This window comes from Rhodopirellula maiorica SM1 (assembly GCF_000346295.1).
GTDB lineage: Bacteria > Planctomycetota > Planctomycetia > Pirellulales > Pirellulaceae > Novipirellula > Novipirellula maiorica.
Genome location: NZ_ANOG01000676.1, coordinates 1 through 22,804 on the forward strand (window position 1 = coordinate 1; position 22,804 = coordinate 22,804).

Here is a 22,804-nt window from a genome sequence, read left to right on the forward strand (position 1 = left end):
CGGATAGACCTCCATCGGGACAGGCGACGTCGAATTCTGCCAAGAGATGTGTGAGCTGTATGCCATCGAAAAATTGGTTTCGTGATACCCCGTCACCGGTTGCTCACAGCCCAAGACCATACTGGGGACCGCTGTTTGGTCTTGAAAATGGTTCGCCAGCTTTTGATCCATACTGATGCCACCGCGAAGCTCCGAACCCTTCTGTAGCGATGCGCCCGACAAAATGTTCCCGGTCTGGCCTGGGTGAATTCCAACTCCTGTCGCGTTTTCGTTAAACAGCCCCGTGATGAAATTCATCTTGCGTTTCAGCGGTTCCATCGGCTGCAAACTTTTACCCAATACCATCTGGTCGCCACGTCCCTTGGCCCACCAATGTTTGCTGTTGATCCCGCACCCCATAAAGATGGCTGCAAAGCGTTTCGGTGAATCGGCAGGATCGTTGCCGGTGACCGTTTCAGATCCCCAAACCGGAATCGATTCCAACCACGGCAACGCCATCGCGACGCCCGTCCCTCGCAACAGCGTCCGCCGAGACAACCGGTACGACTCAGCTGATGCCATTTTGCGAGGTGCCGATGTACTAGATGCCGATTTGCGATGTATCAGGTCTTTCGACAGTCCCATGTTGTTCTTCATCATTCGAGTTCCAATTGGATTCGTTTATTCAAAAACGCGGGGCTAGTGACAATCACTTCGACCATGCTGCTAAATCGGTAACTCTGCGATTCCAAACGGGATCGCATTTGCCCAATCGTTGCTTCATCCGAAAGCTGCAAGCTTCGTCCGAGTCCATACGCCAACAGTTTGCGGCACAAATTGTCGACAAAATCGTCTTGCCGTTGGTTGCGAATGTATTGCAACAATCCGGCCAACCCGCTGCCTTTGCTCTTGTCTGGGAACACCGCGGTATCATCAATGGACCGGCCGCCGAGATCGCTATCGCGTAACTCACCCACGGGGCCATAGCCTTCAAAGGCGAGGCCGAACGAGTCAATGCGTTCGTGGCAACCAGCACAACTTGAATCGGCACGATGACGGGCCAGTGCCTCGCGAAGCGTCAAATCGCCTAGTTTAGATTCGTCTTCGGGCAGCTCGGGAACCGTCGCGGGCGGCGCGGGCACATGTTCACCCAACATACGTTTCACGACCCAGTTCCCACGTTTGACCGGACTGGTACGTAGCCCCGGCGAGTTGTACGTCAAAAAGACCGCCATCGACAACATTCCGCCACGTCCCCAACGGCTTGCATCATCGAGTTTTGTCCAAGCCTCGGTGGAATCGGCAATCACATCGGTGGGTACACCATAATGCTTCGCCAACACGGGATTGACGAGGATGTGATCGGCGTACAAACACTCGAGCACCGAGGCATCACGAGCGATGATATCCAACACAAAACGGATCGGCTCTTCATACATCGCCTGTCGCAATTCGTCGGTGAACTGCGGGAAACGACTTCGATCGACTCCGTTGTGCTGTTCGAACCGCCGGAAATCGAGCCAATTGCCTGTGAACTCGGTTGCCAATCCATGCACACGCTCATCACGCAGCATGCGGCGAACCTGTCCGACCAACACATCGGGCTCGTGCAAACGCCCCTCGGTGGCAAGTTCAATCAGCTCGGGATCAGGCATGCTGGACCACAAAAAATAACTCAGACGATTTGCCAGCGCAACATCATCAAGCGGCTGTATTTCGGGTGATCGCTGCGACTTGTCGCCCCCAACAGTTTCGCTGCGGGACTCGCTCGCCTGATCGATGCGGTAACAAAAATGAGGCGACATCAACACCCGCACCACGCTGTCGCGGATCGCGTCTTCGTGGCTCAATCCGTCGACATCGCGCAGCTCTTGATAAAACGCTCGAATGTCCTCGCGTTGTTGGACCGACAACGGGCGACGAAACGCGCGGGTGGCAAATGCCACTAACGATTCCACATGAACGGCTTCCGAGCGAACACGCAGCGATTCGAGTCGCCGGAACGTCGCCGACATCTCGTCAAAGTAGCGGCCGATCGCAGTTAACGTCTGGTCGCTGGCTCCCAATCGCCGAGCTTTGGCAAGGTAAACCTGCGATAAACCTTGGACCTTCTCTGCCGATGTGCAATCTTTGTCCTCCGCACGATAGGGATCAAATTCACGGTCTCGCATGAAGGTCGAATCCGTGCGATCGAACCAGATAAATCCGCTGTATTGCCGCATCGGCGCGGACGTGACGAAATCGAGCTCGGTCCACAACCGATCAATCTCGCGACGCTCGGAATCACTCAGCATCAAATCGTACAACGGCGCATCATCACGAAAGTATCCCATTTGGCTATGGAATCCCGCACTCAAATATCGCCCCTTTAACTTCTTTTCCTTTTTCGGGTCCAAGTAGACGCGGGCACGTTCGGAGATATAAAAGGCATCGGGAAAAAGACTGCAAAACCGCTTGAGCGATTCGTGCATTTGATCTAGTTCCGCATCGTCGACCACGGACATCGCTTTGGCGGCGTCGGAGTCGGGGAGCAAACCGAGATCGCCCTTGGGCAAGGCGACGCCCGTGTAACGTCGCCGATTGGCAACAAATTGGCGGTTCTTCCAAAGTACCAACGGTTGAGACCCGTTGTTCATTCCGGGCGAAGTCAAATTGGGTACTTCGGGAACCAAACTTTCGCGTAGCGTGGTCACAAATTTTGCGATGTTTTCGCATTGAACCTCCGCCTCGGCTTGTTGCTCTGGCGTCACCTCGTTTGGCAGCGCTCGCCACATCGCTTGAATCGCGGCGATGGCTCCGACCGACTCGGGCTCGCCCTTCAGCATTGCCCACAATGTTTCTGCATAGCGAGCACTCAAACCCTGCTGCCGCGCTGCCTGTGCTAGGGTCATCTCTGCGTGCCCCAAGGCCTCTCTATTTTGGTACCGCCAAAGCAAACTGAAGTAGTCGTCATAGTCGGTGCGTTGCCGATTGTAGAAATCGATGATTCGATTGACACAGAACTTATCGCGATCGGTGTTCGTGATCACCGGATGCGGAGCGAACTCGAATCCCGTTGGCGTTAACGCCAAATGTTCAGAGACCGATTTGGCCGCGGCCAGATATTTTTTCAACAGGGCAGGGGACATCGTCAATGATTCACCCGAATTGTCGAATCCCGCTTCGTTTGCCGGATCGATCGGGAACGCATTGGCCGGCTGGATATCCACGCCGATCAAATCGCGGATCGTGTAGTTGTATTCACTGCTACTCAGCCGCCGCGCCAGCACCACGCCGGGATCACCTTGGGTGCGTTGGGCTTCCGCGTCTCGGACCGCTTCGATCCAGTGGACGACCGCGCTGCGTTGCTCAGGCGTCGGTTGCAAATCCACATCTTCCGGCGGCATATCGCCGGCCTCGATTCGCTCGAGAACGACCATCCAGTGGCGAAAATTCTTGATCACCGAGGCCATATCTCGGTCCGCACCGAGGTCCAAGTCACCTTCGCGAGTCACGTCATTATGGCAATCGGCACAGTACGTCTGCAAAACCGGTTGGACCGTGTCATGAAACGTCACCGCCAACGGCTGCTCAGCAATTGCCGAGATCGTATTTGCCGAGATCGTGGGGACGACGACAGAACAGACGATCAATAAACGCAGCGTTTGCATGAGTGCGCTAAAAAAGGGTGGGGCAGGGTAGGGGGATGCCAATATTTGGCAGCCGAGGTGGGCATGACCGAACCCTCGCGGGTGCCCAAATAGTCTACAGACTTTCACCCGAGAATTACCCCTTGATTTCAGCCTGGTTCTCGAAAAAAGCAGAATTGCCAGAGTAAAACGCGTTTTTTAGGTAACGTGACCGGCCATCGAGCAGCCAATTCGCCCAAGCGTGACGAACCGAATCATCCCGTTGATGATCGCAGATATCTCATCGCAGATTTATCGCTGTGCAATCGAGAAATTGGCCTGATACAAAGAGGCTACGATATCGAACCCCCGATGGGTCGATAAAACACGTTGGATGGCACACGGTGTGCTCGCTGGTTTTGAAAGTGCTCGAAAACTTTCCATTCCCGAGGTGCACCATGAACGCAAACGCAATCCATCATTCGTGTTGGGTTCAATCCAATCCGTTGGCACAGCGTTTTGATCGATTGTCATCCACCCACACCAGTGACGTTGCCGTGGTGGGCGGCGGAATCACCGGACTATCGGTGGCATTGGAATTACTGCACCGCGGATTCAGCGTGGCAGTGTACGAAGCATCGATCATCGGTGGGGGAACGACCGGCGGCAGCACCGGGCACTTGGACGCGCACCCCGAAATCGGTTGCGGTGAATTGCTGTCAAAATTGGGTGAAACGGGAGGCCGCGAGTACGTCCAGCTTCGCCAAGCCGCGATCGCCGCGATTGAACACCGCGCCGCCAACGATTGCGATGTCACTCGCGTACCTGGCTATTACTATTCCGAACATGCCGACGACGCCTCATCACTTCGCGACGAATGCGAGGCCGCCGCCCGGCTAGGGTTGCCGGTCGAATGGTGTGACAAGCCTCCGCTACCATACGCCAGCGTTGGCTTTCGAATCGACTCGATGGCACGAATGGATTCGATGGCCTACCTGCGACGATTGACTGATTTGGTGGTCGAAGCGGGGGGTAAGATTTTCGAAAAATCGATCGCTCGCGTTTCTCTCGAAGAACAAACTCGCGAGCTGCCCATCGGCGACGGAACCGCCCACTTTGACCATTTGGTATTGGCGGCCCACTGCAACAAATCCGATTCGATGCTATTGGACATCGAGACACCGGCGTATCAATCTTATGCACTTCTTGCGGTGGTGACCAATCCGCCTGAGGATGGATTGTTCTGGGACAACTCGGATCCCTATTTCTATATTCGCCGCTGGGGAAGTGCGTCGGCAAACAAAATCATCGTGGGCGGCTGTGACCACCGCACCGGCGATGGTGACACCCAACAAGCTCAAGCGGATCTTGAGGAATACGTCCGACAACGCTTTGACGTCCGCTCGATCGAGTCGCGTTGGAGCGCCGAGCTCTTTGAACCTACCGATGGACTGCCGATGATTGGCAACGTTCCTGGTAAGAAAAACGTTTGGATCGCCACCGGATTGAGCGGCGTCGGATTGACGTTGGGTACGGCGGCGGGATGGCTGATTGCCGACCAAATCTTTCGTGGTTCTTCGACGCTACAGGATGCATTGTCACCGGCAAGACTAAGCGTCTCGGCGATCACCGGAGCAGTCACGGAGATGGCGGCTCCGGTCAAAGGCATGGCCCAGCGAATTCTGCCCGCAAAAAGAATCGATCCCGCCACCCTACGACCTGGCGAAGGTGCCGTGGGGGATGTCGAGGGCGTCCACACCGCAATTTGCCGAGACAAAAGCGGCACGCTGCATCAATGTGATCCCGTCTGCACTCACATGGGCGGCACCGTTTCGTGGAACGAAGCCGAACAAACATGGGACTGCCCCGTGCATGGCGGCCGTTTTACCAACTGCGGAAAACGACTCTACGGCCCCCCGGAACAAGACTTGCAATCACCCAAAGCAGACAAGCAATAAACCATTTCAAACGCACTGCGAAAATCGCACTGAAAAAATCGCTCGAGGAACGATTGCATGAACAAATCCAAGACACGGGGAAACGCCAACTCGAAGAAAAGTCGACCACCACAATCGCAAAACCGACAACCCGGTATCCAGGCCGAAATGAAGCCGCAACCACGTACGATCCGCGAGGATTATGTCGGCAGTGGCAAATTAAAAGATAAGGTCGCTTTGATTACCGGAGGTGACAGCGGGATTGGCCGATCCGTCGCCGTGATGTTCGCTCGCGAAGGTGCGGACGTTGCTTTTGTCTATCTGAACGAAAAAGAAGACGCCGAACAAACGCGGTCGCTAGTCGAAGCCGAGGGGCGAACCTGTTTGCCCATCAAGGCTGATATCGGCAAGGCCGCTTCATGTACATCTGCGGTCGAGAAAACGATCAAAAAGTTTGGCCGCCTCGATATCCTTGTCAACAACGCGGCCGAACAACACCCGCAAGAGGACATCGACGCGATCACCGAAAAACAACTGGTCGCAACCTTCCGCACCAACGTGTTTCCCATGTTCTATTTGGCCCAAGCGGCACTGCCGTATTTGAAAGAACATGCTGGAAGCTCGATCATCAACACGACGTCGGTGACAGCGTATCGCGGCAGCCCCGGATTGCTCGACTACGCGGCGACCAAAGGCGCGATCGTGGCCTATACCCGGTCGCTGTCACAGAAATTGGTGGATGATGGAATTCGTGTCAACGCGGTCGCACCGGGGCCAATCTGGACTCCGCTTATCCCCGCGACTTTCGAAAAAGAGAAAGTCAGCAAGTTCGGTAGCGACACGCCGATGGGCCGCGCCGGACAGCCCGACGAATGCGGCAGCTGTTACGTTTTCCTTGCCTCGGAGGATGCCTCGTATATCACCGGACAAGTGTTGCATCCCAACGGCGGCGAAGTGATCAACGGCTGAGAACTTTCTGATCGGCTCTTCTTGGCTTCGGATTGATCAACTTGCACGCAAGCAAACCGGCCATTTTCGACGGTAGATATTGCTAGCAGAAATTGACTTTGGTCGAGATCGAGGTTCGCAAACAAGGTTCGCAGAACCGAATGAATGGCCCCCGCATTCGCCGCAGTGTGTTTATCCTAAATGATTGACACAAGAAGATTTAGATCATTTGGCTTGGCGTGAAGAACGTGGCCAACGACAGAGGAGCACGCGTCATGTTGTCATCGTTATTACCACGACGACATGTGCGGTTTTGGCACGACGAATGCTTACAGAATCTTTCCATTAGAAATCACCGCAGCACGGGTCCGCGGTGCGGTCCGTTGTAATAACAGGTGGCGAACAAGCCAACCTTGGTGTGGGAGTGTCCATTCGTGAATCCGGTTGCTGAACCTGCTAAAAACGTGCTTGATGCGATTGGCAATACGCCGTTGATTCAATTGGGGCGTTACTTGGATATCGCCAACATTAAACTATTTGCCAAGCTCGAGTCGGGTAATCCCGGCGGCAGCGCCAAGGATCGACCGGCTCATGAAATGATCCGTCAAGCGATCGAACGAGGTGAAATCAACGCCAACACCACCATCATTGAATCTTCCTCGGGCAACATGGGGATTGGGTTGGCACAAGCATGTCGCTACTATGGAATGCGGTTTATCTGTGTAGTTGATCCTCGAGCTCAAACTCAGAATATCGCGATCATGAAAGCGTTGGGTGCCGAGATTGATAGGGTTGACCAACCGCTCGAAGGCGACTTTCTATCCGCCCGTCTGGCTCGCGTTTGCTACTTGCTCGAAACCACGGCCGATTCTTATTGGCCCAACCAATATTCCAACCCCGCCAATCCATTCTCGCATTGCAACGGCACCATCCGCGAGATCGATCAGGCTCTCGGTGGCAAGCTGGACTATCTTTTTGTCGCAACCAGCAGCACCGGCGCGGCACAGGGGTGCCGCAATTATCTGCGTTCGATGAATCGCGCTACCCAAGTCGTCGCAGTCGACTCCGAAGGCAGCGTTCTCTTTGGTGGCACCGCCGGGCCGCGGCAAATCCCCGGTCTGGGCGCCGGACGGGTGCCTCCGCTGGCACGCAACCAAACCTTTGACCACATCGCTCGCGTCCGCGATCTTGATTGCGTGGTCGGATGTCGCCGGACGGCCGATCGCGAAGCCATGTTGGTCGGCGGTTCCGCAGGTGGCGTCCTCGAAACAGTGCGTCGAATGCAACACCAACTCGAACACAAGACATGCGTCGCCATCCTGCACGATTCAGGAACGCGATACTTAGAAACCATTTTTAATGATGACTGGGTCGCAAACGAACTTGGCTGCGACTCGGAGAACCTTCGCCGATTGGCGGGAATCCCAAACGTAACGGAGAAAAAGGCGGTGATGTCATGAGCATTGGAATTAGAGCAAACGAACGCTTTACGGTATCAACAGAATCGACTTTGGATACGACGTTTCGATTGGCCATTGTTGGCTGTGGACCGCGCGGGATGTATTGCCTTGAGCGTCTTGCTCATGCGATCGAACAGCGAAAACTTAGCGGTCCGATTCAAATTGACATCTACGAACCGGCAGCCTACCCCGGCGCAGGCGTGGTTTATGATCCACGCCAACCAGCACATCTGAGAATGAATTTCGCCAATCATCAAATCGACGCGAGGCATCCCGACCAACGAAATCATCCTGTATCGAGTCACAACCTGATTTCAATGTCGTTTCTCGAGTGGACCAAGCGAAATCGTCCGCAGTGGTCCGAGCCTGAGGGCTATGCACCGCGGGCCATCGTGGGTGAATACCTGCACGACTGTTTTCAGCAAATTCTTAAGCGACTGCGGACACAGGCCACGGTCAAGCTGCATCCGGCGAAAGTAGTTGATGTCGAATACGCGGACGACTGCTGGATCCTGAGCACGGCGGAGGACGATGCGACTTATGACGAAGTGGTATTGGCGGTCGGACATGAGGGGTGGCGATCGGCAGAATCGTATCGAATCGGTGACATGATCGCCGATATTCCGTGCGTGTTCCCCACCGAAACACGGCTTTCAACCGACGCGGTGCCCGCTGAATCCGTGGTTGCGATTCGAGGTTTCGGGTTAACGTGGATCGATGCCGCACTTTCGCTAACCGAAGGTCGCGGAGGTCAATTTACCGAGCGGGACGGTCGCTGGACCTATCAATGCTCGGGACGCGAGCCCAAAGGAATTGTGCCGTTTTCGCGTTCAGGACGGCCGATGTTGCCGAAAGCGACCGACATCCACGAAGAACGATTGGCTCCGATCTGGAATCGCTACAGGAAACAGTTACGAATTCTTGCGTCCACCGCAAAGCTCACCCGTACCAGCGACGACGAAGGCGACAAGCCGCATTTTCGCGGTGATGCTTGGCCAATCATCATCAACGCCGCCACCGATGCACTGCACAAACTTCGGCCGGATGTAGAACGGTTCAACGTTCGACAATGGTTCCGTGACTGGTCGCGTTGGCGAGTCGTCGACAAGGAAGTCATCGCCCAGCTGCGACATTCCTACGACGTTGCAACGGGACGCAAACCAGTGGACGAAGCCTGGGCACTGGGTTTAGCGTGGCGTCAACTCTATCCCGCTCTGGTTGAACTGGTCAGCCAAGGTGGACTCGCCTCAGAGAGCGTTGAAGGATTCCAGCGAATTGCAACGGAGATGGAACGGATTTCCTTTGGCCCACCAGCGGAAAACATCGGCCGTATTTTGGCAATTTACGATGCCGGATTGCTCGATTTGCGTTTCCTTGCCGACGCAACCCCGATTCGTGACGTAGATGGCCGCAAAACTCTGCAGTGCGGTCACCGGGTGATGGAAGTCGACCGCATCGTTGATGCCACCATTCCGGGGCCTCATCAAAACGAGCAAGGCGGCATTCTCGACCGCTTAGCCAGCGATGCGTTTGTGCATCACAACAGCACCGGGCTGTGTGTCAACGATTCAGGACGTCTGGTGCAGCGAAACGGCAATGCATTGCCGGGCATCGCCGTGTTTGGCCGGGTCACCGAAGGCAGTGTGCTTGGTAACGACACACTCAGCCGTACCCTTCACACGCATCTGGATCGCTGGACCCAAAGTCTCGTTAAAACGAGATCAAGGACAGCGGCTTGATGACGGTGTCGCCAAAGGAAACGACCGCCGCGTTCAGTGCTGCCGTCCAACAACAACCATCCTCATCCTGTTCGCTCGATCGCCGCTGCGTCGGTGTCACAGCGTTGACGGCTCGCCGCGAACCGTGGATGAATTCGCTGCTGCATGAACCTGCGTTGGCATCGTTACTGCAGCAACATGGATCGCCGCTGAACGTCGTCACCGCTGATCCGATGCTCGCCAACGTTCGAGAATTGGATGGGGTCGCGAAAGCGCGATCGTTGGACTTTCGCGTTTTCTTTGCCCGCAAAGCGAACAAGTGTTTGACGTTCGTTAACGCAGCACCTTTGGCAGGCTCGGGAATCGATGTCGCCAGCCTAAATGAGCTCGAGCAAACCCTCGACGCTGGTATTGCGGCGAGTGATATTATCTGTACTGCGGCAATTAAAAACGCAGCATTGGTGGATGTCTGCATTCGCAACGGAATCACGTTGACGATCGATAACGAAGACGAATTGTTGCTAATAACCCACACCGCTCAGAATCTCGCGAAACCAGCTGCGGTCGCGATTCGGCTGAGCGGATTTGTTCATGATGACAACAAGTTAAAGTCGCGTTTTGGTGTCGACATCGAACAATGCGAATCGTTTGCCAAAACCATTCCGAGCAATCACGTTCGCGTCACTGGGTTGCATTTTCATCTTGATGGTTACTGCGCTCACCAACGTGTTTCCGCGATCACTCAGTCGTTGGCGGTCGTGTCACAACTGCGGCAACAGGGACATCCGATCCAATTTCTGGACATCGGCGGTGGGTTTCCGATCAGCTACCTGCATCGTGGCGAGCAATGGGAAGCGTTTTGGACCGAGCATCGCTGCGCGCTGCTCGGTCAACGGTCACCGCTGACCTATCGCAATCATGGCCTAGGTTTGATCGCAGTCGATGGCAAGATTGCCGGCGCCCCCAACAGCTATCCCTACTACCAAACTCCCACCCGATCCGCCTGGCTTGCCAAGATTCTGGATTCGCCGGTCACCGGCCGCACGATTGCGGACCAAATCCGTGATCACGCATTGCAACTTCGCTGCGAACCAGGACGTAGCATCTTGGATGGCTGTGGGATGACGATTGCTCGGGTTGAATTTCGCAAACAAAATGCGGAGGGCGACTGGTTGATTGGATTGTCAATGAACCGGACGCAGTGCCGAACCAGCAGCGATGATTTTTTAGTGGATCCAATCGTGATCGCGTCGCCTGAAGCAGCGGGCGAGGAATCACGCGAGCAAAACAACGCCGAACCGATGGAAGGTTTCTTGGTCGGCGCCTACTGTACTGAATCAGAGCTGATCAGTTTGCGAAAGCTGCGATTCCCCGCCGGAATCCAACGCGGCGATTTGGTCGCGTTCCCCAATACGGCGGGCTACTTGATGCATTTTTTGGAAAGTCGTTCGCATCAATTCCCCTTGGCAAAAAATCTAGTGTACGACGCACGGTCACAAACGCCATGGATGCTAGACAAGATCGACGCTGAGTAGATTGCAGCAGTCTCACAAAGTGGGTGGAGAAGTCGCAACAAAGCCAGACACTGATGCCAGCCCAATGGACATCTCAGCAGGCTTATCCCGACACCCATAACAAACCACGCCTTGGCTAGCGTTCTTGGGCTAGCGTTCTTGGCCATGCCAACATCAATCGCTTGCCCCCGCGCGGGCACGAGCTTTGCACGGTTGATTCACCCATCATGACCGGGCATTGCAACGTGTAGTGGCAGCCCGATTTTCTCTCCCCCAAAACTGTGACGGATACATCTTGAGATACACAAAACTGAGCCGTTATTGGCGAATCACGGCGTCGGCAACGGGTTTGATCGTTCCACTTGCAATGGCGACCACCGCATTTTCGCAACCGCCATCGCCGCGTTCGGAAGTGAGCGACAATCGTTCGACGACGACTCAACAAACACCGGATCGTTCGCTGGACGATCAATCCGAAGGCGTCGAATATTTGACGCGTGGCCCCTTGCACGAAGCGTTCGCCGAACCGTACGACGCCAACCCGCAGCCGAGTCCGGTGGTACAGCAGCAACCGCCCGAACCGATAGACGAAGTGCCGCCAGAGTATCGACCAGATGGCAAAAATGTCAGCTGGATTCCCGGCTACTGGTCATGGGACGAGGAACGCGAAGATTTCATCTGGGTCAGTGGCGTATGGCGAGATCTGCCACCGGGTCAACAATGGGTTCCAGGTTACTGGGACAAAGCGAACGATGGCTACCGTTACATCGGAGGCTTCTGGACCAGCAACAGCGTCTCGGAAGTCCAATACTTGCCGGAGCCACCTAAGTCGCTCGAACAAGGCCCGTCGTCTCCCGCACCAGGCGAAGACCATTTCTACGTCCCTGGCAACTGGGTTTACGAGAGTAACGACTACCAGTGGCAACCTGGATTCTGGTCGGCATCACATGCCGATTGGGTTTGGGTTCCCGCCCAATACGTTTGGACCCCACGTGGATGCGTGTACCAAGCCGGTTACTGGGACCATGACGTTGCTCACCGTGGCGTCTTGTTTACGCCCGTCTATTACTCGCAACCGGTCTACCGAAACGCGGGCTACTCGTATCGACCACGCTACACGATCGACACAAGCGTTGGCTTATTTGTCCATCTGTTTGTCCGCCCGAGCCATCGCCATTACTACTTTGGCGACTACTACGGCTCGCGATATTCGAACAACTATTACCCTTGGGCGACACGATACCAAGGCTACCAACACTACGATCCGTTTTACGCCAGCTTCCACAACCGCAACGGACGTGGTCGCAGCAACAACCTGCTCGGCTGGATCACGAATCAATACCAAGTGTTCGCCAACAATGATCGTTATCGCCCCGCGAGAACGATTGCCGATCAACGCAATTTCCTGAGATCGAATCAAAATACCCAGATCGATTCCACGGTGCTGCGTCTGACCTCGCTTGGCGAATCGTTGGACGTTTTGGCAAACAATCAAAACTCCGATCTGAATCTACAGCCAATTGGCAGCGATGAGGTACAGCGGATTCGTGAATCCCTCAATCCGCTGCGAGAACTCAGCCGCGAACGACTGAATCTCGAAAGTGCTGCCGCGAATGCGGACGCTTCGGTAGATGCCGACGCAAATGTCGATGGCAACGGTAACACAGACGCCAACGCCGATGCCCGAGCAAACGCAGAAGGCCGCGGAAGTCTTCGTTTGCCAGGACGCGATCAAGGCGAGTCCCGAGATCAAGGCGAGTCCTCGGCCGTCTCGGACCTCCGCAACGCAGCCAACGACCTGCTCGGCGGCGGAAACTCGAACACACCATCACAGCAAAATGATGCTGATCGGAACCAACAAGGCAACGCTGATATGGAGCGCGGTCGCGAAGCGGCCAACAATGCAGCGGACACTGCAGAACAACGAGCCCGTAACGCTTCCGAACGGGCCGGTGACGCTTCCAAACGGGCCCGCGATGCATCCGGACAAGCCCGCGAAGCTGCTGAGCAGCCACGGAACACCGCCGAAGGCGTTCGCGACCGAGTCGAAGGCGCCCGTGACACTGCCGAAGGCGCCCGTGAGATGAGTGAACGTGCCCGTGACCGAGTCGAAGGAGCCGGTGATTTGAGTGAACGGACGCGTGACCGAATCGAACAGGGTCGCGATGCCGCCAACCGCGAAGCTCGCGACACAGCCGACTCGATACGTGAGCGGATGGATCGCGCCACCGATCGTACCGGCGCGGGTGATCGTGCTCGCGACGAACTTCGACGCCGAAGTGACGAGGCAACTCGTCAAACCGATCGACTCGAGTCCCTGCGTCCCCAGCGGCCTGAGAATTGGCCTTCGCAAATTCGTCGCAGTACCGACCGCGCGATTCCGGATCGACCACGCCTGGACAACTCGCGTGGCAATCGCCCCAACAACGTACCGGGCAACGCGCCAAACAATGTGCCTGGCAACCTACGAGGCAACTCGCCAAATAATGTGCCTGGCAATCTACGTGGCAATGTGCCGGGCAACACACCTGGAAACCTTCTGCCGAATCGTGGCGGCAACGCGAACCCAGGACGAGCTCTTCGCAATGCAACCGAATCGGCTGCACCATCGATCCAGCAGGGAATCAATAACGCTACGCAAGGAGCCACGGGCGGCGGCAATGCGGTTCAGGATGTGCTGAACGGAGTCATTGGCGGCTAAGCAATTCGCCTTGATAAAAACGTTGAGCGAGGGCGGGTTTGATCGAATCCGCCTTCGCTTTTTTCGTTTCCACTCGGATTCAACCGACTACCTATCGCGAATCCGCACCGGCCGACGCTGCTCTCCCGTCGACTCGATTGCCACATAGGTAACTTCGGCCTCGGTCAACTTTTCGAGTTGTCCATCGCGTTCGGCTTGCACTTCGACGTGGATCGTGATCGACGTTTTGCCTTCACGAACCAAGTGAGTCCAAAAGCTGAGCACATCGCCAACAAACACAGGGCGATGAAACTCGACGCTTTTCATTCCCACGGTCACCATCGGTTTTCGATCGGTCCCCCACTGACGAATTTCGTGGTAGGCGCCGACCGCACCGGCTTGATCGATATAGCTAAGGATCACGCCACCAAAGATCGTGCCGTGCGGGTTGGTGTCGCGCGGCATCATGACCGCTTTGAGCGCCAAGTACCGCTGGTCCGAGGGAAGGTTTGCCACGCGATGTTCCTTTTTCGTTTCAGTCAGTGATTCGTTTTGATATGCCGGAAAGTCAAATTAATTCGCTCGCCGACTTTCACCGCGGTTTTAGGAATGTGATGTTTCCAAAACTGCTGCATCGTGCCGGCCATGATGATCAACGTGCCATGACCGGCGGGAAACGACATCGTTTCTTTGCTCCGGTTATGCCGAATCCGAAACGTTCGCGTCGCTCCGAACGAGACCGAACCAATCACGTTGCCCATCTCCGGCTCGTCATCGGCGTGCCACCCCATGCTGTCGGCGCCATCGCGATACCGATTCAGCAGACAATAATTGTACTTGCCCTGAACCGCTTCGAGCCGCTCTTTGATCTGGTGCATCGTGTCGGTCCATGGCAAAGCGACATTATCCAGACCGGAGTAACGATACACGATTCCCGCTTCGCCGTAAGAGGCGGTCAAGCGAGGCTGCATATGTCCGAAAAGTGCGGGCTTCTGCTCCCAAACACATTCATCTCGCAAAGCGACAAAATAGCGATCCGCCAATTTGGGCGGAATAAAGGCGTGTTCGTACATCAGCGTCCCGCCGTCGGCTAATTCGATCGTTTCCATTGCAAGTCTCGAGCCCAACGTAGTTTACTGTCAGCGTTCAGCGCCACGGCCGTGCAGCCATGGTTGTATCACAAAACCTCTGACGTCCCATCAGCGAGATGATCATTCTGTCTGCAGATTTTCGCTCAGCTCTCCGAACGGTAGGCAATGGTGAGTTCACGCACAATGCACCTACCGACTTGTTACCCCACACCACTGCGGCATAGCTGCCTAAAAAGCGGGGCGGCGGTCTCGTGTCGCTCAGAATTGGACGCCCCCCGCCGAGCTTGATAAGCTAACAGCCTCCCCTCCAACGTAACTGGCTCGCCACCCCACCCACCGCAATCGATAGTGTACCTACAACTCGGCAAAGTGATCGATCAACCGGCGTGTTTCTGCTGTAGGTAATTGCCATGCATTCGTAATGCCCATCTTCGTTTCCTGGTTTCGCTGTTTTGCGGACAACACTCTCACCGGCGAGGCAGGAAATTAGAGACTTGGTTCCCCTGTCCGCTCATCTCTCTCGCCCTCACGAAACGTACTTCTATGAATCCCAACCGTTTGCAAGCCTCCGCAGCGTTGATCTTAGCCACCGTCTTTTTCCTGGTGCCGCCAATCGGCACCGCATCGGATATTACATTTCGCCAACTTCATCGAGTCTCGGTGCCCGAGGCACACCAAGCGGTTGCCGTCGATGCGTCGTCGTTTTATGCGATCTCCAATCGCACAATTGGCCGCTACGAGAAAGGCACCTCGCGTCCGCTGGCGAAATGGACCGCACCGGATGGTTCGCCGGTTATCCATCTCAATAGCGGAATCGTGGTCGACGGGCGACTGTATTGCGCCAATTCGAATTGGCCGAAGTCGCCACTTGAAAACTCGATCGAGATTTTTTCAGCCGAAACTCTTGAACATCTTGAACGAAAGGAGTTCGACGAAACCGAAGGCGCTATCAACTGGATCCAGCGGCATCGCGGATCGTGGTGGATTGCGTTCGCATTTTATGGCGAGGCAAACATCCGCCGCACCTACTTGGTTCGCTACAACGACCAATGGCAAAAGACCGGAACGTGGACATTTCCGGAATCCGTCATTGAGCGTTTTTTACCCAACAGTAATTCAGGGGGCGCATTCGGTCCCAACGGACGCTTATTTGCGACCGGTCATGACCACGCAGAGCTGTATGTTCTGACCGTGCCGGAGACCGACGGCGAACTGAATCACATCGCCACGGTCCCCGCCCCGATCGCAGGTCAAGGAATCGCCTGGGACCGCAGCGATATCGGCACCTTGTTCGGAATCGTGCGTCGCAGCCATGAAGTGGTCACGATGCGGTTATCGCACCGCGATGAATATGCGGCACTGAAACAACCCGTCCAGTGGATTCGAGATGAAAACAATCCCGTACTTGCTCCGCGGAAAGGCGAATTCGATTCCACTCGAGTGATGAATCCGTGGGTGGTGCGTGCCGGCGAAACGTACCGTTTGTTTTATGCTGGAGGTGACGACCATAAAAAACACCGCATCGGAGTCGCCACCGCCGCCATCGATGACCTCACTCAGTGGAACCGAACGGGACCGCTATTTGAGAACGGTGCGGAAGGATCGTTTGATGCGACTTGGTGTGTGCTGCCGCATGCCGTGCAAATTCGTGACGACCGTTGGCATCTCTACTACACCGGCAACGCGGGGAAAGGCACGGGATTGAGTGCGTTTCCTGGGATCGGAATGGCGACCAGTTCTGATGGCATGACGTGGTCTCGATCCGGCGATCAACCTATCCTTGCCCACAGCCGCGAACATGGTACTCCAGATGCAATCGGGATCGCCGGAGGATCGGTATTGCAGGTGCAGCAACAGGATGGATCGACTCGGTGGCGGTTCTACTACACAGGTTGTCCAACGACGGGAAAACCGCATGCACTGAACCAGCAAAAGACGATCTGCTTAGCGGTTTCCGACGATGCCATCCACTGGGAAAAACGCGGAGCGGTGCTGCTGCGTGATCCCGAGCGTGACTACGAAGACATCGCGGTTGCCGGTCCCGTTGTCCATCAGGAACCCGATGGAATGTTTCGCATGTGGTATTCTGCAATCGGAACGCGATGGGGATTCTATTCGATTTGTTATGCCGAATCCGACGATGGAATTCACTGGCGTCGCGGTACAAAATCTGACGACAACCTGCAACTGAGTCCCACTGGCAAGGGCTGGGAAAAACAGATGGTGGAATACCCAACCGTCATTCGCGAGGGAGCACGCTTGCGAATTTTCTATTGCGGAAACGGCTACGGAAACAGTGGCGTCGGCACTGCGATATCAAAGTAGACCCTCGGCGTCTACTCGCTGACACGCTTCGAAGGAGCGTGCTTTTCACAACCCGATGCCGAACGGTCTCTTGTGGCTCAGCAGGCGACTGGGTTGTGCCGAGCGGCTAAGCATCGACCAAACGCTAAGTGGCGTCATCGGTAGTGGACGAGGCAACGAGTCCCGTGCTGCAGAGTGGCGTCTTCAATTTAAACTTTTCAATTTACAATTTAACTTTTTCAATGGTTTGCATTGGTCGAAGAGATCCTTCAACATTCCGCTGGAACGCCGAACGCCGCTGTTACAACAACTCAAACAGGCAGATGTCCGGGCCGTTTTCGCAGGCCATTACCACCGCAACGCTTATGGTCGCGCCGGGGCAATGGAAATGATCACCACCGGTCCGGTAGGTCGCCCGCTGGGCAAAGATCCGTCTGGCTTTCGCATTGTGATCGTGGATGAAGCGAAGATCCAACACCAATACTGGGCCATGGACGACGTCCCAGAGAAAATTATCCTGCCCCCAAACTGACGACCGACGACAAATGGCCGCCCAATGTTCCCAGGTGAAGCAACTTTTTCCACAAACGTTATGTCATGGGCACAGTGAGCCTACCTTGGATGCACCCGCATACCATTCAAACGCGCCGATCGAACAAATAGTGAAACGACCAGTCTCTATATTCCTCATCCGCTACATCGGATTGCTTAAACCGCATCGGTGGTCAAACGGATTAACAACTGTGATCTTCCGTCCCGCGATGGGCTGGCATTCAAGCTCGCCAGCAACTCGCAATTAAACCAACATAACGCGGTGATCTTTACCGACGATTTCAAAGAAGGAGAACGGGGACCAAGTGGGACGAGACGAACGATCGCTGGACGATATAAAGCGTGAACATGGATTGCTTCGACAATGTCGTCACTACCAAACAACACATTGGCTCTTTACTCACTGAATAAGTTGGATCTCTGGAGCAAGATTGGAACGGGGGCAGTCGTAAGTGCAGGGGCGGGCATCGTCGGTGTAGGCGGGCTATACGTCGCGATCGCGGAGACGCTTCTGCAATCCTGCCAGCTGGGTCGTAAGTGTGCCAATGTCCTGACGAAGTAGTTCCGTATCACTCGTAGGTGGCTCTCCGAGCAACTGCTGCAGTAGCTGAATTTGACCAGCCAATTTCCCTTCTTTCCCGTCCTTCTTCTCGCCCCTCTTCTCGTCCTTCTTCTCGTCCTTCTTCTCGGGCACCGGTGATGGCCCACTCGTAGTCTCGTTGGGCTTTTTCGCGTTGGTCGTACATTTGTTTGTCCTCCGTCTTCGCGGAAATGATTTCCATAGTCGAAATCGCGGTGTCAAACTCGATCCCAGGAAGCAATTTCCTGAGTGTTTCCGCGTCGTAGTCCTGAGCAAAAAGCAAAAGAAATGCAGGCGTAATAGACAAGTCGTTCGATCAGCCCGGCGTAAACTGAAACCTGCATCTCGACGTTGAGCCATCGTCCCGCCGAGTCGCGGCACCGCACATCGAGCACGATCAGCTTGCTCTCGGAAAACTCCTGGTAGCTAAACGGATTCAAAACCTCGACCGCCACGACTGGGTGTTCAAAATCGAGGATCGCGTTTAGCAATCCGAGCAGGGCGGCCGAGTTTTGAGGCGAGCCAAAAATTTTCTTGAACGCGAAGTCAACGGTCGGGCGAATTCCCAGCGGCATGGCGTTCATTCTAAGTGGATGATGAAAAATCTCAGAGCCTTGCCTCAATCGTAGCGGAGCCGAGCTGTTTGTGCGAACACGACACGATCGCCCCCCGTGATGGACACCGATTTCGCGGATGGCACCAATCGATCGGTCGCGATCGCCCACCGGTAGTCCGGATCAAGGATGCAAATCATACCGGATCAGCTGCAAACGGTCGCCATTTTCGCTTCCGTGTCGGACCAGTTGTCAGCGGTTCGATTGCGTCCGCCGATCCGGCATTCAGCCTGAGACACTCATTGCCAACACCACGTGCGCGAGAAACACGCAGACCACTTACTGCAATGAGAGTTGGCAAAATGATTGGCGGGCAAAATGATTAAATACCGGACCACCTCGATCCTGGAAATCATTTTGCCAAATAATCATTCTGCCATACCTACGCACTCAAATACCTCGAGGAACAGGCCACATACCATTTGAGAATTTGCATATCAAGTGATGCAAATTAAGCGTTCGCGACGGGGCATTTGCAAAACGTTCGTGATACCGTGGCTCGTCAAATAGCCGGCGACGAAGATCGGCACGGATTGCTCTGTGCAAATGCGCTCGACGACTGCGCGGGCGATGCGTATGGGCGGCATGCTGGTCAAAGAAGGGACAGGATTCCCGCCCACAAACGACGCAAGTCCACCCGGCGGCGGCCAACTGCAGCGCCACTCCACTCGGGTGCAGTGTGCGGAATTCTCGGAATTAAGTCCTGAAACCTTTGTTTTGTCCGCACTGTAGGCGTAGCGTTTCTCCGCTGTTCCGCTGCCATCGGTGATTGCGGTGGTCTCGTCCACTACGGTTGCTCGAACAGGACTCGTGGCCTCGCCCACTACGGTTGCTCGAGCAGGACTCGTGCCTCGTCCACTACGGGGGGACCAAGCACTAGGAAAGCAACGAACGGATCGGCGTTCCTTCGCTTCGCTTCATCGGACGACCAATCGGCGTGTAAACCTCTTCGGCAAAGGGGACTCCGAGTGCCGCAAGAATCGTCGCATGCAGGTCGGCAACCGTGGTTGCGTCAGCGACATCCCGGGTTGGATTTTTGGAATCCAATTTTGGATTGGGCGAAGTCTCACCAAACACTTGCCCACCACGGATTCCACAACCGGCTAGCAGCGTCGAAAATCCGTGCGGCCAGTGATCGCGGCCACCTGCGGGATTGATCGTCGGCGTTCGTCCGAATTCGCCTCCGCAAACCACCAACGTGTTCTCCAGTAGATCGTGATCCTGAAGTCGAACCAACAACGAGGCGATCGCGGGATCAAGCGACTCACACGCCGACGACTGCAGCGAATGATTATTGACGTGCGAATCCCATCCACCGAGCGTGACTTCGACACAGCGTGCGCCCGCTTCGATCAAGCGACTTGCCGCCAAACATCCGCGTCCAAACGGGGTGTCGCCGAAGGCGGCAAGCGTCGCTTGCGATTCTTTGGACACATCAAATGCCGACAACTGCTCGCTCGACATCATCCGCAGCGCCGCATCGGTCGCCGTGACATGCAACGTACGCTTCTTTTCGAGTTCCGCGATCCGGCCGCGTCGAAACTCTTTTTCGACCACATTGTAAAGATCGTCGATCCGTTTGTCGTAGCGGTCTTGCTTCACCGAGCGGCGAATATCGGGCACGGGACCAGCAGGATCGCCAATTTTGAACGCGTCATAGGCGCCACCGAGATACCCGCCCCGCGATGGAGATCGGCCGGGCAAGATCGAGATGTGACGCGGAATGTCGCTGTCGCTGGGATCCGTCTCGCACAACACCGCACCGATCGAAGGGTGAATCAAGGTAGGATCAGGACGAAAACCGGTCTTCACGTTGTAGACCGCACGCTGATGATCGCCCTCTTTGCCGGTCACGCTGCGCACCAGCGACGCCAAATGCATTTGCTCGGCAAGCCGTGGTAAGGTGTCGGCGATTTGAATCCCCGCCGCCGAAGTCTTGATTGCTTTGCTGTCGCCTCCGATCGCGGTTCCCGGATGCGGGTCGAATGTTTCCAGCTGGCTCGGACCTCCCTCTAACCACAACAAAATCACACTCAAGGGACGCGACGGGTCGGTCACGCCCAATTCATCGGCCATTGCCAGAGAATGGGCGAGCTGCGAGAGAAACATCCCGCTTGCGCCCGCACCCAGCAGCGTACGACGCGAAAAGTGAGCTTGGCGACTACAGAGCCGATCCGATGCCGTGAAATTCATCATCTGTCTTTCAATTTGCAATAGTGTTCACTGGTGCTGGTGCTAACGCTGAAAATTCGTTTAACAAGCCGCCGGCCGTAAGAGAACGTCCAGCTTAGGGTGACTCTAACAACTCGCATTCGTTCTTTTTTAAGGCCGGAGGCCGGTACAATTCATGCCGGTGGTGTTAACCACCGGTTTGGAATGCAGCAAATCCAAGGCCGGAGGCCGACACATTTACTCAGTCATTGTGTCGGCCTCCGGCCTTTGCAGGTCATTCGCTACATCCCGTGGCCTTACGGCCACGGCAGAGGATGTATCGGCCTCTGGCCTAAGCCGGACGTTCTCTGACGCGTCGCGGATCAATAATTCAACTAGCCGCCCGCGACTTCCGCGACGACGGTGATCAATCCTCGATAGCGAGGGCCGGTTTCCTAAAACGCATCAGTGGTTCCACGCCAATTCGGTGCTGTTTAGCAACACCCAATACAGGTCTTCGATCGCAGCACGACGGCTGCCGCTCTCGTTCAGTCGCGTTACAAAGTGTTGCTGTTCCGCCGGGGTAGGGCGGCGATTAAGCACAGCTAGATAGGTGGTCTCAATCGCCTGAGTGTCGGTTTTCGCAAACCGAGCAATATGGTTCGTCGCGTTCAGCACTGGGTTGTCGCCAATCGCTTTACGCAACATCTTGCCGTTCAGCATCACCAATCGCTGCGAAATCGTGACGCTGTCGTTGGTGAATTCATCCTCGCCTTGATCCCCGTAGCGGCGAACAAAATCGTTCGTACTACCGAATTTGTCGAACTGAACAAGCAGTGACGATTCGCGATCGATCTTCTTGATTCGGGCACTTTGAATAATACACCCCGCCATCTGCTCGGGCCGCAACCGCGTCAACGGGAACACGGCTCCAGCGTCCTCATGCGCATCGGTCACCTCAAACTCCGCTCGGCTGGAGACGCGAAATGCCGAACTGCGAACAATCATGCGGATCAAGTCACGAAGATTAAATTGACGGGCAATAAACTCGTCCGTAAGCGTCTCGATCACCGCCGGAGCTTCTTCATCCAGCGGCAGATTATCCACCGCGTCGGTGGCACTGCGGCCAAACAACAATGCCCAAACGTGACTGACGGCCGATCGCCCCGCTTGCCGATTTTCCGGATGAGTGATCCAAGCGGCCAAACGATGTCGTGGCGAACCCCGCTCAGGCAACAACTCAGGTTGATAGGGAACGCTCGGCGTTACTTCGACTTCCTCATCGGCGTCTAAGTATTGGTAGTGATAGTTAACCTTGCCCTCTTGGACCCCTTGCAACCCATTGGTTTTAGCGCTGGTAAAAAACGCCGCCAACTGATGAAAGTCGGTTTGCAACCCTTCGCGTGGCGAATCCGCACTTCCCAGGCTGACGTTGCCGAGAAAATCGTCATGGCACTGCAGACAATCGATCCGCAGCCCCAGAAACGCACGCGAAGTTCTTGCTGCCAGCCGCACCGGATCGGGTTGTCCATTGTTGCTGTCAAACGTGACGGTCAAAAAATTGACTTCTGGCCGGTCCGTCCAAAGCCCCTCGGCCGCGACCAGTCGCCGGACGATCTGGTCGTAGCGAGTGTTTTGCGAAAATTGATCCGTTAACCAGGTGCGAAA

At 55.4% G+C, this 22,804-nt stretch carries 15 protein-coding genes; 8 read left to right on the top strand and 7 right to left on the bottom strand.

Features of this window, described 5'->3' with window-relative positions:
* On the bottom strand, positions 1–639 hold a 639-nt coding region (locus tag RMSM_RS21585), incomplete at its 3' end, for a DUF1552 domain-containing protein (protein ID WP_236622244.1).
* Positions 636–3,629, bottom strand: a complete 2,994-nt coding sequence (locus RMSM_RS21590; protein WP_008701275.1) for a DUF1592 domain-containing protein — start codon at positions 3,627–3,629, stop codon at positions 636–638. The genes RMSM_RS21590 and RMSM_RS21585, both read right to left, overlap by 4 nt.
* A gap of 416 nt (positions 3,630–4,045) precedes the next feature.
* Here RMSM_RS21590 and RMSM_RS21595 point away from each other — a divergent pair, with 416 nt between their 5' ends.
* The 6 genes from RMSM_RS21595 to RMSM_RS21620 all read left to right on the top strand — a co-directional run bounded on the left by RMSM_RS21595 (position 4,046) and on the right by RMSM_RS21620 (position 13,865).
* Entirely contained in the window at positions 4,046–5,545 is a 1,500-nt protein-coding gene (locus RMSM_RS21595; RefSeq protein ID WP_144057842.1) for an FAD-dependent oxidoreductase, read from the top strand.
* 57 nt (positions 5,546–5,602) lie between these two features.
* Positions 5,603–6,493 carry an SDR family oxidoreductase gene (locus RMSM_RS21600; RefSeq protein ID WP_008701278.1) on the top strand — a complete coding sequence of 297 codons (891 nt, stop codon included), beginning with the start codon at positions 5,603–5,605 and terminating at the stop codon, positions 6,491–6,493.
* 413 nt (positions 6,494–6,906) lie between these two features.
* Entirely contained in the window at positions 6,907–7,932 is a 1,026-nt protein-coding gene (sbnA, locus tag RMSM_RS21605) for a 2,3-diaminopropionate biosynthesis protein SbnA (RefSeq protein WP_052031741.1), read from the top strand.
* Positions 7,929–9,671, top strand: a complete 1,743-nt coding sequence (locus tag RMSM_RS21610; protein ID WP_040768780.1) for an FAD/NAD(P)-binding protein — start codon at positions 7,929–7,931, stop codon at positions 9,669–9,671. Before sbnA ends, RMSM_RS21610 begins: the two co-directional genes overlap by 4 nt.
* Positions 9,671–11,185 carry a Y4yA family PLP-dependent enzyme gene (locus tag RMSM_RS21615; RefSeq protein WP_008701282.1) on the top strand — a complete coding sequence of 505 codons (1,515 nt, stop codon included), beginning with the start codon at positions 9,671–9,673 and terminating at the stop codon, positions 11,183–11,185. Before RMSM_RS21610 ends, RMSM_RS21615 begins: the two co-directional genes overlap by 1 nt.
* A 274-nt stretch (positions 11,186–11,459) precedes the next feature.
* The gene (locus RMSM_RS21620; RefSeq protein WP_052031742.1) at positions 11,460–13,865 is read left to right on the top strand and encodes a YXWGXW repeat-containing protein; all 2,406 of its coding nucleotides are present in this window, start codon (positions 11,460–11,462) and stop codon (positions 13,863–13,865) included.
* An 87-nt stretch (positions 13,866–13,952) separates the two neighbouring features.
* Here the strand turns inward: RMSM_RS21620 and RMSM_RS21625 are convergent, their stop codons facing one another.
* Positions 13,953–14,360 (bottom strand): acyl-CoA thioesterase, encoded by a 408-nt coding sequence (locus tag RMSM_RS21625; protein WP_008701284.1) that lies wholly within the window; start codon positions 14,358–14,360, stop codon positions 13,953–13,955.
* 23 nt (positions 14,361–14,383) lie between these two features.
* Positions 14,384–14,953 carry an alpha-ketoglutarate-dependent dioxygenase AlkB family protein gene (locus RMSM_RS21630; RefSeq protein WP_008701285.1) on the bottom strand — a complete coding sequence of 190 codons (570 nt, stop codon included), beginning with the start codon at positions 14,951–14,953 and terminating at the stop codon, positions 14,384–14,386.
* A gap of 525 nt (positions 14,954–15,478) precedes the next feature.
* On the opposite strand from RMSM_RS21630, the gene RMSM_RS21635 reads away from it, so the two are divergent.
* Entirely contained in the window at positions 15,479–17,260 is a 1,782-nt protein-coding gene (locus RMSM_RS21635) for a glycoside hydrolase family protein (RefSeq protein ID WP_008701287.1), read from the top strand.
* 55 nt (positions 17,261–17,315) lie between these two features.
* Positions 17,316–17,771: a metallophosphoesterase family protein gene (locus RMSM_RS42890; RefSeq protein WP_040768784.1), complete on the top strand. Its 456-nt coding sequence runs from the start codon at positions 17,316–17,318 to the stop codon at positions 17,769–17,771.
* 818 nt (positions 17,772–18,589) lie between these two features.
* Here the strand turns inward: RMSM_RS42890 and RMSM_RS21650 are convergent.
* From RMSM_RS21650 to RMSM_RS21665, 3 genes are all read right to left on the bottom strand, one after another.
* Positions 18,590–18,955 (bottom strand): PD-(D/E)XK nuclease family transposase, encoded by a 366-nt coding sequence (locus RMSM_RS21650; protein WP_008701296.1) that lies wholly within the window; start codon positions 18,953–18,955, stop codon positions 18,590–18,592.
* Positions 18,956–19,861: 906 nt separating this feature from the next.
* Positions 19,862–21,181: a DUF1501 domain-containing protein gene (locus tag RMSM_RS21660; protein WP_008701301.1), complete on the bottom strand. Its 1,320-nt coding sequence runs from the start codon at positions 21,179–21,181 to the stop codon at positions 19,862–19,864.
* A gap of 420 nt (positions 21,182–21,601) precedes the next feature.
* Positions 21,602–22,804, bottom strand: a 1,203-nt coding sequence (locus RMSM_RS21665; protein WP_040768790.1) for a DUF1553 domain-containing protein, incomplete at its 5' end; no start/stop codon positions are given.